11 protein-coding genes and 1 pseudogene are annotated in these 12,854 nt (G+C 38.5%); 9 read left to right on the forward strand and 3 right to left on the reverse strand.

The window, feature by feature from the left end:
• Window positions 1-42: 42 nt before the first annotated feature.
• Together ACN19N_RS14635 and ACN19N_RS14640 are read right to left on the reverse strand one after the other, a co-directional pair.
• Window positions 43-525: a YchJ family protein gene (locus ACN19N_RS14635; RefSeq protein ID WP_420001643.1), complete on the reverse strand. Its 483-nt coding sequence runs from the start codon at window positions 523-525 to the stop codon at window positions 43-45.
• A gap of 84 nt (window positions 526-609) precedes the next feature.
• A complete protein-coding gene (locus ACN19N_RS14640; RefSeq protein WP_269229074.1) occupies window positions 610-2,196 on the reverse strand; it encodes a TerC family protein in 1,587 nt (528 codons plus the stop codon).
• A 326-nt stretch (window positions 2,197-2,522) separates the two neighbouring features.
• Between ACN19N_RS14640 and ACN19N_RS14645 the strand changes: the two genes are divergently transcribed.
• The 7 genes and pseudogenes from ACN19N_RS14645 to creB all read left to right on the forward strand — a co-directional run bounded on the left by ACN19N_RS14645 (window position 2,523) and on the right by creB (window position 8,927).
• A complete protein-coding gene (locus ACN19N_RS14645) occupies window positions 2,523-3,149 on the forward strand; it encodes a TIGR00730 family Rossman fold protein (protein WP_420001644.1) in 627 nt (208 codons plus the stop codon).
• A gap of 145 nt (window positions 3,150-3,294) precedes the next feature.
• Window positions 3,295-3,530 (forward strand): annotated as a pseudogene (locus ACN19N_RS14650) (hypothetical protein); the annotation flags it as partial.
• A gap of 42 nt (window positions 3,531-3,572) precedes the next feature.
• The gene (locus ACN19N_RS14655) at window positions 3,573-4,166 is read left to right on the forward strand and encodes a hypothetical protein (RefSeq protein WP_269238897.1); all 594 of its coding nucleotides are present in this window, start codon (window positions 3,573-3,575) and stop codon (window positions 4,164-4,166) included.
• Window positions 4,167-4,540: 374 nt separating this feature from the next.
• Window positions 4,541-5,938, forward strand: a complete 1,398-nt coding sequence (gene mdtD / locus ACN19N_RS14660; RefSeq protein ID WP_420001645.1) for a multidrug transporter subunit MdtD — start codon at window positions 4,541-4,543, stop codon at window positions 5,936-5,938.
• Between the two features lie 157 nt (window positions 5,939-6,095).
• Window positions 6,096-6,857 carry a GH25 family lysozyme gene (locus tag ACN19N_RS14665; protein ID WP_420001646.1) on the forward strand — a complete coding sequence of 254 codons (762 nt, stop codon included), beginning with the start codon at window positions 6,096-6,098 and terminating at the stop codon, window positions 6,855-6,857.
• A 1-nt stretch (window position 6,858) separates the two neighbouring features.
• Window positions 6,859-7,914 carry a DNA polymerase IV gene (gene dinB / locus ACN19N_RS14670; RefSeq protein WP_293745429.1) on the forward strand — a complete coding sequence of 352 codons (1,056 nt, stop codon included), beginning with the start codon at window positions 6,859-6,861 and terminating at the stop codon, window positions 7,912-7,914.
• A gap of 296 nt (window positions 7,915-8,210) precedes the next feature.
• Entirely contained in the window at window positions 8,211-8,927 is a 717-nt protein-coding gene (gene creB / locus ACN19N_RS14675) for a two-component system response regulator CreB (RefSeq protein ID WP_420002401.1), read from the forward strand.
• Here creB and ACN19N_RS14680 read toward each other — a convergent pair whose 3' ends face one another.
• Window positions 8,928-9,725, reverse strand: coding sequence for a hypothetical protein (locus tag ACN19N_RS14680; RefSeq protein WP_241335759.1), 798 nt, complete (start codon window positions 9,723-9,725; stop codon window positions 8,928-8,930).
• Window positions 9,726-9,905: 180 nt separating this feature from the next.
• Here ACN19N_RS14680 and creC point away from each other — a divergent pair, with 180 nt between their 5' ends.
• The gene (gene creC / locus ACN19N_RS14685) at window positions 9,906-11,333 is read left to right on the forward strand and encodes a two-component system sensor histidine kinase CreC (protein WP_420002402.1); all 1,428 of its coding nucleotides are present in this window, start codon (window positions 9,906-9,908) and stop codon (window positions 11,331-11,333) included.
• Between the two features lie 75 nt (window positions 11,334-11,408).
• On the forward strand, window positions 11,409-12,830 hold the full coding sequence (creD, locus tag ACN19N_RS14690) for a cell envelope integrity protein CreD (protein WP_420001647.1): 1,422 nt from the start codon (window positions 11,409-11,411) through the stop codon (window positions 12,828-12,830).
• The last annotated feature ends 24 nt before the right edge of the window (window positions 12,831-12,854 follow it).

Here is a 12,854-nt window from a genome sequence, read left to right on the forward strand (position 1 = left end):
CCCTAAATCAGGCATCAAAGTGTGCGCTATTTTAAGGCAAACTTAGATGAATTGTGCACAACATTGTTTAAATTTTTTCCCTGAACCACAAATACAGGACTGTTTCATGGTGATTTGCATATCCAAGGTTGGATCAAGAAAGTACCAGTGTTGTTGATGCAAAACAAAATGTGAAATTTCATGATGAATATGCGCCTGTTTGTTACCCTGATTTTTATCACAGTAATGCGCTTTGAACTCTACCAAGGCATGGGTTTTATCTAGTTTTGGCTGGTGCTGCACGACTTCTAATTTTAGCCACTGATTGGATTGACTCCAATCTGCAATTGCATCTCGATCCAAAGCAGCTTGCTGCCCCAAAGCGGTGGTTTGCAAAATATAATCAATCTGTTGTAAAGCAAAAGCACTGTAACGCGAACGCATTAATTGCTCTGCATTTTGAGCAAATTGTTGTTTCAAATGCAAAGGCTGGCAGCATGTTACATATAGCCCATTTCCACATGGGCAATTGTCCGTCGATGTCATTTCAATACTCAAATAAAAATAGCCTTGAGCAAAACTACCGCAATCACGATAGTAAAACTCAGAGGCTATCTAGAACAAATTTAATTATTTATCGGCTAACTTTTCTTTGGCAATAATACGCACTTTTTCAATCTTGTGCCCATCCATTGTCACAACTTCAAAGCGATAGCCATCAGCTTCGACCATTTCCCCATTTTCAGGTAAACGACCTAAATGGAATAACACATAACCAGATAAAGTTGAATACTCTTCACTTTCATCAACCAGATCTTTACCTAATAACAGTGATACATGGCGAATGTCAGTTGAACCTTCTAATAACATTGAACCATCATCCAAACTGGCAGCCACAGCTTCCAATTCATCTTCGTCAGGGAATTCACCTGCGATAGCTTCTAACACATCAATCGGTGTGGCAATTCCTTCAATTGAACCATATTCATTCAGTACAATTGCCAACTGCAATGGTGCTTGACGTAATTGTTCCATCACCATCAAGACTTGCGCATTTTCATGCACAATAACGGGTTCACGTAGGTGTTTGCTGAAATCAATTGATCCAGTTTCAATGTATTCATTGAGTACTTTATGAGTTAATACAATACCTTCAATATTATCTAACTCACCACGCGCAATAATCAACCGCGAATGGGTCATTGCCATTAAACGTTCTTTCAATTCTGCTGGATCAGCGTCTAGGTCTAACCATTCTAATTCAGGACGTGGTGTCATTACCGACTTTACAGGTCGTTCAGATAATCCTAAAACCCCTTGTACGAGTACACTGTGGTAAACACCGTTGTCTTCATCAAACACTTCGTTGGCATAGGCTTGAGTTGCGAGAACATCACCCACTTCTTTATTTTGCCCTTCTGAACTGCCATTACCTTTGTTTCCAAGCATACGCAATACTGCTGATGCGGTACGGTAACGTAGATCTGTCGTCGTGACTAATTTCTCTTGATTACGACGCATGGTCTGGTTGACCATTTCAACTAATACAGAGAAACCAATCGCAGCGTATAAGTAGCCTTTCGGAATATGGAAACCAAAGCCTTCAACCACCAATGAGAAACCAATCATCATCAAGAAGCCAAGACACAGAATGACCACTGTTGGATGCTTATTGACGAAGTCCATGAGAGGTTTTGCTGCCAACAGCATAATACCTACAGCAATAATCATGGCGAGCATCATGACACTTTGGTGCTTCACCATACCAACCGCAGTAATCACACTATCTAAAGAGAAAACTGCATCCAAAACGACAATCTGAACAATAACCATCCAGAAAGTCGCATGTACAGGATTTTCTTCTTTATGCGTTTGATGACCCTCAATTCGTTCATGCAGCTCCATGGTTCCCTTAAATAATAAGAACACACCACCGAATAATAGAATCAGGTCTCGTCCAGAGAAAGCATGATCGAACACATAAAATAATGGTTCAGTCAGCGTTACCACCCATGCAATGGCAGCGAGTAATCCCAAACGCATTAATAAAGCGAGAATCAAACCAACTCTACGAGCAGTATCACGTTGTTCTGGCGGGAGCTTTTCTGCTAAAATTGCAATAAAAACAAGGTTATCAATACCCAGTACAATTTCTAGTACCACTAACGTTGCTAAACCTACCCATGCAGAAGGGTCAGACATCCATTCGAACATCATTAAAATGACTCCTCTGCAAAATCAGCAATATCGTTATTAAATTGAACATTTAAAAGATCGGCACAAACAGCCAAAACATTTTTTTTAGGAAATAAGATCAAAGCGGAGCGACAACAACCACTACTCATAGAGGGACATAAATTAATAAAAGGATTTTCAGTATAGGCAAGATTTCATCGAAATTCATCTATTTTATGTGGGTGATGTTTTCAAATTCTTTCTAAAGTTTGTAAAAGCACATTGTATGTAAAGTGTGCATTAAACTGTCATAAAAGTCATTTAGCCTAGACAAGCACAATGAAAATGATAAGGTGAAAATAAACCAAATGAATAGCGTATTTAGAATGACAGATAAAAAAACCATTTCTTCTACTCCCAGAAAAACCACTCAATCTCTGATTGCTTTATATTGCGGTTCTCGTACAGGCAACAAACCCATTTATCGTGAGAAAGCGATTGAATTAGCACAACATATTGCCAACCAAGGTTTTGGAATCGTCTATGGCGGTGCCAGTATTGGTTTAATGGGACAAGTTGCAGATACTGTATTGGAACATAGCGGTGAAGTTGTCGGTGTGATTCCTGAATTTATGTTGGACTACGAAATTGCGCACAATAAATTAACGGAGTTGCATGTCGTCCAAACCATGCATGAGCGTAAAGCTTTAATGGCTGAACGTGCCAGTGCTTTTATTGCTTTACCTGGTGGTTTAGGTACTTTTGAAGAGATTTTAGAAATAGCGACTTGGGGACAACTCAATCAGCACCAAAAACCGATCATCATTTATAACGTTAATCATTTCTATGATGCACTGATTGCACAACTGGATCATGCGGTAGAAGAAGGTTTTTTACCTCCGCAACATCGTGCCAAAGTGATTATTTGTCAAAGTCTAGATGAAATTTTCAACGTTATTCAAAACCTAAAAACACCAAAACAATTTGTGATTTAACTCTAAATTTTGTTGAAACGGATCAGTCTGATCCGCTCTCTTTAATGTCCGCCTATTGTGTATTGACTGGGCAAACTGTGGTTGAACCACCTAACTTATTAGCCGCGACTAATTTTTATGGATCTTTGACAGCTTCAAAGTAAATCACAGTGGCATTGAATTTGCCTGTAGAGAACGTCATATTAACGGTATAGAATCCTTTTCGGGCTATGCGAAAAAATGGCTCAGCAAGTTTAATGGAATTGACAAGAAGATGTTTTATTTGCATCTTAAAGAGACGGAGTATCGCTTCAATCATCGGCATGATACTTTATCCTCGATTTGCTTAAATGACTCCGTAACAACCCTCTTTCACGTCCTAACCCCCAATTTTATTCGTAACTAGTATTGTTAAAACCATACTCTGGTTATTTGAAGGATAAAATGAAAAAACTATTATTATTAAGCGTGATATTATTAGCAGCTTGTAATAAACAAGATGAACCTAGTGTTGAGCCATCAAAAGCCACCATCATTCCTTATGTAAAAAAGCACCATGCTAAATCTGACCCACCAGCCCAGCTTGATTTCCTTCAACTTGTTCAAGTTGTCATTAGCAGTTTTCCAAATGCGCAAGCAAGCTATAACAGCAATGCGACAGAGCTAAGACTTTTATCTAAGCATATCCCTTCTGATAGTAAATTTAAGACCTATGAGAACTGGTATAGTATTAAAATTACGAGAAATATAGACTCAGAAAATTGGAGTAATTTTCTTGTTGAAATACGAGATAATCAAAGTTATGAACAATCAAAAACTGATGCTTTTAATGCCTGCAAAGATGTTTGGCGAAATATAGATCACCGTGTACCGACTGTGATTAATGAGTTGGCAAGTAGAATTAATAAATATGGAAAAAATAGTTCTTCCGCAACGGCTCAGCATATCATCCGCTATGGTTATCTTTTTAATTTAGATGCAAGTCATTTTAATGATGGTTATCCTGTATCTTGTTCTATTTCATACAATAACAAATAAACGGAAGCCTTTCCATATGACATCATCATTTGATGATGTTTTAGTTATGGGCAAAAATACATTTTATCTGGACTCAGTCTAAGCCGCGTGGTTGGACTTCAAGCAAGGAGTGCAGCAATCGTAAAGCGTGCAATCGAGATCATTAAACAAGATTTTATAGTCATTAAAAGTGTGCATTCAAAATAGCAATCCTTTCTTAACTACAGCAATTGAAAAACGAATTTATCTCGGTGCACATCAATATAACGAAGTACTCTAATCTTTGAACTCAATGACACTTTAATGTCAGTTCCATGACCACTCTTTGACAATTTTTGTCTTTATTTCAAATACAGTTACTTTAAACTAAAACTGAATTCTCATTTGCCACGGCTATGACAACGACCACTCATCAAACGGTACAACCTGAATTTCGCCTATTGGTACTCCTCGTTTCGATTGGCTTTTTCATGCAAGCCCTAGACACCACCATCGTCAACACGGCAATACCAGCCATGGCTGTTCAGCTTCATGAAAATCCATTACAAATGCATAGTGTGATTGTCGCCTATGTATTATCTGTTGCAGCCTGTATTCCCTTGAGTGGCTGGTTAGCCGATCGTTTTGGGATTCGTAATATTTATCTCAGCTCTATGGTGATTTTCAGCTTGGCCTCATTGGGATGTGGCTTGTCTCAAAATCTAGAACAACTCCTGTTTTTCCGTGTGATTCAAGGCATCGGTGGTGCATTACTGATGCCTGTAGGCCGTTTGGCTTTATTAAAGCTAATTCCACGCTCCCAATTTCTTTCAGCCATGAGTCTCATGAGTTTGGCAGGGCTAATCGGTCCACTGATGGGACCTACATTAGGCGGTTGGTTAGTTGAAGTCGCAACATGGCATTGGATTTTTCTGATTAATCTTCCGATGGGTATTCTCGGTATGATCATGACATTGAAAATCATGCCGAATCAGAAAGAGCCAACGGTCAAAGCATTCGATTTAAGCGGTTTTATTTTACTCATGGTGGCAATGGTGGGGCTGTCTTTAGGGATTGAAAATATTGCTGCATCACAATATTCAAATCTTGTCAGTATCAGCTTATTGTTGATTGGCATGATTGCCACAGTTAGTTATGCCTATCATGCGCATACCCATCAAAATGCGCTATTTCATGGGCGTCTATTCCGTTACAAAATCTTCTCGATCGGTGTATTAGGTAATTTCTTCGCGCGTTTAGGCAGCAATGCTATTCCTTTTATTTTGCCTTTGATGTTACAAGTCGCCTTTGGCTTTGAAGCTTTCATTACAGGACTAATGATGATTCCATTGGTCTTGGGTTCATTATTTTCGAAACCAATTATTCGTCCATTAATTCAACGTGTAGGGTATCGTCGTTTTCTACTCACCAATACCATCTTGGTCGGATTATGTATCGCCAGTTTCTCGTTAATGACCGAAATAACGCCACTTTGGCTGAAAGTCTTGCATCTGTTTCTCTTTGGTACGTTGAACTCACTACAATTTGTGGGCATGAATACCCTGACTCTGAAAGACTTGCCTCAACACGATGCCAGCAGTGGTAATAGCTTTTTATCAATGATTATGATGCTGTCTATGAGTATTGGTGTCGCAATGGCAGGCACATTGATTAATCTATTCAGTCAGCACTTTTCAACGACATCGATTAGCAGTGCTTTCCATGCCACCTTGATGACACTGGGTTGTATTAACATCATTACGGCGTTGATCTTTTGGCAAATTCCGAAAGAGACCACCGACGAGTCTCCATAAGAGAATGTCTAGGATTACTCTCAATACATCATGTAAATTTGTGGAACAATTGAGCCATCAGATGATCAATCTAAAAGCTAAACCGAGTACAATCAATGTATGATCCATACTGTAAATCTAGCACTCAACTCGATATTGCATAGTACAAAACCTCATTATGGCAAAGAAAATACCAAAGTATCCACTCTCTCAGTATTATCCAGCACTGACTAGTATTGCTTTAACAGTGATGCTTGGGCTTGTGAGTTATTTCGGTGTGTTCTATCAACAAAAAGCCGTAGCACAAAACTATTCAATCCGTGGATTTGATGTTTCACATCATCAAGGTGAGATTAACTGGAAAAAAATCTCTCCGATGCAATATCAATTCGTGTATCTCAAAGCCACTGAAGGCGGTGATTTTAAGGATCGTAACTTTCAGCAAAACTGGCTTAAAGCACGTGAAAGAGGTTTACATGTCGGTGCGTATCATTTCTATCGTCTCTGCCGTGATGGCACCGTTCAGGCTGAAAATTTTATCGCTACTGTGCCAAAGAAAGCAGATGCCTTACCGCCTGTGATTGATCTTGAATATGACAGTAGTTGTATTAATACCTATACCAAAGAGCAGTTACTCAAAGAAATTCAGATCATGAATGATCAACTCCATAAACATTATGGCAAACAGCCTATCTTTTATATTTCCAAGACTTTTTATCACATTGTACTCATGGGTAGTTTTAGCAATACCCCGTTATGGGTGAGAGATTATGAGGGTAAACCTGAACTCAAAGATGGACGACAATGGCTATTTTGGCAGCATAGCCAAAGTGGAAAGATAGATGGAATTCCCAAACCTGTCGATCTGAATGTCTATGCAGAATCGCCAAAACAGTGGCGAATCTTTTTAAAACAACAAGGCATCGTAGATGCCAAATGAGCTGCGCAAAATCATCCATATTGATATGGATGCCTTTTATGCATCGGTTGAACTCAGAGAACGCCCTGATCTCAACGGCTTACCTGTGGTGATTTCTTCACATCACCCTCGTGCCGTAATCGCAGCAGCATCGTACCCTGCTCGTGTCTTTGGTCTACGCTCTGCCATGTCGATGGGGCAAGCTAAAAAACTCTGCCCTCAGGTTGTGGTGATTGAGCCTAATTTTGAAAAATATCGTGAAGTCTCAGCACAAATTCATCAAATTTTCCAACAATATACCCCCCTGATTGAACCCTTATCTTTAGATGAAGCTTATTTGGATGTCACTGAAAATTTAAAGAATATTCCCAGTGCGACTGAAGTCGCAGCACAAATTCGTGCTGATATTTTTGCGGTGACAGGACTCACTGCATCCGCTGGTGTAGCACCCAATAAATTTTTGGCAAAGATTGCCTCTGATTGGAACAAACCCAACGGTTTATTTGTGATTAAGCCCCATCAGGTACTCAATTTTATTCAGGATTTAGCCCTCAATAAAATTCCAGGAGTTGGTAAAGTCACACACGAAAAATTGAATCAGTTGAATTTACATACGCTCGGTGATCTACAAAAGATCGAAGAAAATGTCCTGATTCATCATTTTGGAAAATACGGCAAACAACTATATTTATATGCTCAAGGGATTGATCATCGTCCCGTCAAAGCCGAGCGAGAACGCCAACAAATTTCAAAAGAGATTACCTTTGACGATGATTACACACTTGAGCAATGTCGTCACACATGGCAGCCCCTAGCTGAACAAGTATGGCGAAGTTTGAATAAGAAACAACTCACGGCTCGCGGTGTGAGCGTCAAACTAAAATTAAAAAATTTTCAGGTCTTACAGCACAGTAAAAGCTTCAAACAAGCGCTACAATCTGAACAAGACTTAGCACAAGTCATCTTTCAACTACTGAATGAAATGCATATTGACCCTACGTTTCAATTCCGTTTAGTCGGCGTAGGCGTCTATCAATTACAACCCTTGCAGCAAGAATCACAGCTTTCTTTATGGTAGTGTCGTTTTTTTACACAAAAGCACGATTCAGACTAAAATTTATGTTTGCTTTTTATTCGGTTTTCAGTACTCTAAGCGGCGCAGTAACTTTATCCTTGTTACTTGCCTTTGCTAAAGAAATCCTCGCTTTTAGCATTTGCTCCTGTGGTTGGCGTGACGATCAAATCCGAATATTACAGGGCACTTCAGGTGTCCTTTTCTTATTTGTCTTTTATAAAAATTCTGAATACGGCTTTCCTCTTTCCTGACTTCAGTTAAACTAACAACATAAAATTAGAAAATATTGATTACTGATCATTATGAATCAAAAACAAATTCTCTGTATTGAAGATGAAGCTGCGATTGTGCTGCCCCTTCGTTATGCGCTTGAACGTGAAGGTTGGAGTGTCAGTTGGGCAAATACAGGAATGCAAGCACTCGAATTACTTGCGCAACAATCCTTTGATTTTATTATTTTAGATGTGGGTTTACCTGATCTCAATGGTTTCGAAGTCTGCAAACAACTGCGTCAAAAATATCAAACACCTTTATTATTTTTAACCGCGCGTGATGATGAAATTGATCGTGTTGTTGGTCTAGAAATCGGGGCTGATGATTATTGCACCAAGCCTTTTAGCGCACGTGAAATTGTGGCACGAATCAAAGCGATATGGCGCAGAATGGAAGTACAAACGCAAAATACGCCATCACAACCACCCATCACGCCAACAGAAATCACCCTGCAATCTGCGACATGGACGTGCAATCCACAATCACTACAGATTCAATATCATGGGCAAATGTTGCAGTTGACGCGTTATGAATATCGTTTGTTGTTTTTACTAATTCAGCATCCAGAACAAGTGTTTAGCCGTCAACAACTCATGGATCACATTTGGGAACATCCTGAACATAGTTTGGAACGGACGGTTGATACTCATATCAAAAGTCTAAGGCAAAAACTCAAACAGATTACCCCTGATGATCCGATTCGAACCCATCGGGGGTTTGGGTATAGTTTAATTCAAAGTTAATTAAATACTACAATCCTGCTTCGTCATTTTAATATCAGTAATAGGAGTATAATCTGAATAATAAACTTTAAAATTAAGTTGTGCGCCCTTATCCAATCGCTCTTTCATAGGTATATCTTTACAGATATTTTGAATAAGTTGTGGGACTCCATTAATTTCCCATTGCTCTTTTGAAAAATCATTTGCTGTAAAATGAATAAATCGAAAAACAAATATCAGCTCTTTATCTTGAGCAGTAATTTTTTCTAAATTCGTTTCTCTATCAACCTGCATTGGAAGATTTTTCTGCATAAAATTTGCATATAAAGATAATTGAAGAGCCAAATCATCTTTGATCCCTTCTTTACATAGGTTTTCTTGTGGTATTGTCAAATATTCTTCTGTGATATAAAGCTTTTTATCTTCCTTTTTAGTTACTACCATATAATAGTCATTATCAGTATAGCATTTTTCATTACCATACCTTGAAGCTTTTATTTTTGTAGAGTTCTGACCTCTAACTACGGTTACATTACTAAATTTTATTTGAGACCCTATTTTTTTAATTATTTCCATATTTTCTAAATAGAATTCTTTTGCTTTCTTACCTGACATACTCATCGAACGTTCTATACCATCAGATGCAATTCCTTTCATCGTAATTTTTGCATCATCAGCATACATATCCATTTCTTTAGCATCATTCAAATTAGAGAGTTCTTCATATTTTTTTAAGAACATCATATATTCTTGATCAGGATTTATTGCAAAGCAGCTTGTAGTACATAACAAACTAAAAATTAAGATTATCTTATTCAAAATTATTTCCTTAAATTTATCATTTTTAAAAAATTATGATGATGAATCTTAATATTTTCTAGCCCATTTTTCAATTTACCCACACTAATTAGTTCGATTAGTATTAAACTCAAACACAACAATTAAAACTCCACTTTTATTATGTCCATCTTTATCCGCATTTGGTTTTTCTTTAGCTTGGTGGTGGTACTGAGTCTCAGCTTTATTGCCTATACCCTGACCCAACAAGTCAAACCCAATGTACGACAAGTGGTTGAAGATACACTGGCTGAAAATGCCAATATTATTGCGCAACTGATTGCCGAAGATGTACATCAACAACAGGTCAATACCCCTGAGTTCGATCAGAAGATTCAAGCTGCTTTATCACGTCAACTTGATGCGACGATTTGGCAACATAAAAAAGATGAAATTAACCAACAACTATATATTACCAATCAACAGGGGATTGTCATCTACGATTCCGAAGGACAAGCCGTTGGGCAAGATTATTCTAAATGGAATGATGTTTACCTAACGCTACGTGGCAAATACGGCGCACGCTCTACTGCAACCAATCCCAATGATCGAAGTAGCAGCGTCATGCACATTGCTGCACCCATTATCTATAAACAACAATTGCTCGGTGTGGTGAGTATCGGGAAACCAAATCAATCCGTACAACCTTATATTGAACGTGCCGAACAACAACTCATTCATCAAGCCTTGTGGATTGTGGCACTTAGTTTATTACTTGCCAGTATGGTGGCTTATTGGCTCAAACATAGTATCGACCGAGTACGACGCTATGCCCAAGCACTCGCTCCTGTCAATCAAGCACCGTTTTTCTATTCAGCCAAAGAGCTGAATCAAGTAACCCAAGCCCTCAGTGACATGCGAGAAAAACTGGAAGATCGTGCCTACGTTGAAAATTATGTCAATACACTCACCCATGAGCTGAAAAGCCCACTAACTGCCATTCAAGCCAGTGCAGAATTATTACAGGATGATCTACCTTTAGAAGATCAACAGCAGTTTGCAACACATATTGTGCAACAAGGTCAGCGTCTACAATCCTTAATCGAACGCATGCTATTACTGACGCGGCTCGAAAAAAATCAGCATGTTTTAGAATTTCAAATGCTCGATATAAGCACGCTGATTCAACAATCTTTTCAGCAACAACAAAGTGCATTACAGCGTAAACAAATACGGATACGGCTTGATCTTCCTGAACATTGCTCAATTTATGCTGACCCATTTTGGTTAAAACAAGCCCTCAATAATCTATTGGATAATGCGAGAGATTTCTGCCCTGAACAAGGCTTAATTGCAGTTCAAGTGAAAGAGCATAGCATTATGAACAGCATTCAAATTTCCTTTTTTAATGAGGCTGAAGCGATTCCTGAATACGCATTGAAGCGTGTTTTTGAGACTTATTTTTCACTACCACGTCCGCACAACCAACAACGAAGTACAGGAATTGGTCTTAGCATCGTGCAGCAAATTATTCAGCAACATAAGGGCAAAATTAGCATTCAAAATATCTCAAAAAATACTCTCGATTTCTTAGGAAATCATAGTTCTGGCGTACTGGTCACACTAACACTTCATACAAACTTCACATAAGCTTCAAGCGGAACTCATCCGAAGCGCATCTCAATTCAGGATACTTGTCATATCACAATGACAATGGATTCCACCATGCGCCGTAATTTTATTAACCTCAAAATAGGAGCAATTCTGTTTCTGATTTTGGTCTTTTATATTGGTCTTTTCTTTATTTCCAACTTGGTGACTGAACGCCAAAGCTATCAACAACAAGTCATCAAAGATATTGCCAATGAACAAATCCGACCACAGCAAGTCATTGCACCTTATTTAAAACTTCCTTATCAAATGCAAACCAAATGTACCAATGAAGAAAAGAAGACTTATGATTGTACTCAAACCGTTTTTGTTACTTTAGGAGCAGAAACAGCAGACTGGACAGCACAATTTGACGTATCAGACAGCACTTACAAGCGTAATATTTATAAAGCCATCAGCTATCAAAATACGATGTCTGGTAAGGGAGTATTTAAAGCGGTCGGCAATGAATCTCAACGTAACTATCTCTGGGATCAGGCTGAAATTATTTTCCCGATTCAGGATGCACGTGGGTTAAATGCCAAACCCATGTTTAATATTGATGGTAAAGCCTATAAATTCGACTTTGCTGAACAAAGCCAAGGTCAACAAGGCTTTGATCTGATGCATATCACCGCAAAACAATATCCTGAGTTAGTCCAAAAATTTCAACAAGGGTTTAAATTCAATCTGCAATTCAAGCTAGAAGGACTGAATAAATTTACATTTCTTCCCACCAGTTATGAAATGACCTATCACGCCACAGGCAATTGGGCTGATATCAAATATGATGGGCAAAGTCTACCGTTTAAGAAGTCCAGCAAAAAACAAGAATTTTCAGCTGATTGGAAAAATATCGCTTTAGGTAAGCGTAATTTAGACAGTGTTTCGAAGTGTGAAAACAGCCAGTGCATTTATGATGTGTTAAATAATTCAGGCGCTGCAATGGCGGCACTCGAAGCAGCACGTGCTGCTGATAGCGTAACATCCTATGCTACAACCACATTATCGAATATCTCAGGGATTTCTACTCAATTTATAGAACCTGTAAATATCTATACCCAAACTGATCGCGCGATTAAATATGGCATCATGATCATTATTATTACCTTTGGGTGCTTCTTCTTATTCGAGGTTTTAAAAAGCCTTAAAATTCACCCTATCCAATATGCGTTAGTCGCTATGGCTCAAGGCGTGTTCTTTGTATTATTACTTTCAATCAGTGAATATTATGCGTTTGCATGGGCTTATCTAGTCGCTGCAATTGCCTGTATCAGTTTAATTACATGGTATTTGTACTTTGTTGTTCAAGGTTATAAAGCAGCATTACTATTTGGTCTTTTGCTGAGTACGCTATACGGCATGATGTATCTACTTCTGCAATCTAGCGGTAAAACCTTTTTATTTGGTTCTATTCTTTCCTTCATTCTTATCGCCTGCGTCATGTTTATTACTCGTCATGTCAATTGGTATCAATCAGAACAACAAACCATATAAATCGAGTTGGGTGAAATTCTCATT

It is taken from the genome of Acinetobacter sp. LF10, assembly GCF_048585715.1.
Taxonomy (GTDB): Bacteria; Pseudomonadota; Gammaproteobacteria; order Pseudomonadales; family Moraxellaceae; genus Acinetobacter.

Excerpts from the sequence above, each read along its gene's own strand:
- ACN19N_RS14635 (WP_420001643.1), bottom strand. The coding sequence starts at position 525 with ATGACATCGACGGACAATTGCCCATGTGGAAATGGGCTATATGTAACA.
- ACN19N_RS14645 (WP_420001644.1), top strand. The coding sequence starts at position 2,523 with ATGAATAGCGTATTTAGAATGACAGATAAAAAAACCATTTCTTCTACT.
- mdtD (WP_420001645.1), top strand. The coding sequence starts at position 4,541 with ATGACAACGACCACTCATCAAACGGTACAACCTGAATTTCGCCTATTG.
- ACN19N_RS14665 (WP_420001646.1), top strand. The coding sequence starts at position 6,096 with ATGGCAAAGAAAATACCAAAGTATCCACTCTCTCAGTATTATCCAGCA.
- creD (WP_420001647.1), top strand. The coding sequence starts at position 11,409 with ATGCGCCGTAATTTTATTAACCTCAAAATAGGAGCAATTCTGTTTCTG.
- ACN19N_RS14655 (WP_269238897.1), top strand. The coding sequence starts at position 3,573 with ATGAAAAAACTATTATTATTAAGCGTGATATTATTAGCAGCTTGTAAT.
- ACN19N_RS14640 (WP_269229074.1), bottom strand. The coding sequence starts at position 2,196 with ATGATGTTCGAATGGATGTCTGACCCTTCTGCATGGGTAGGTTTAGCA.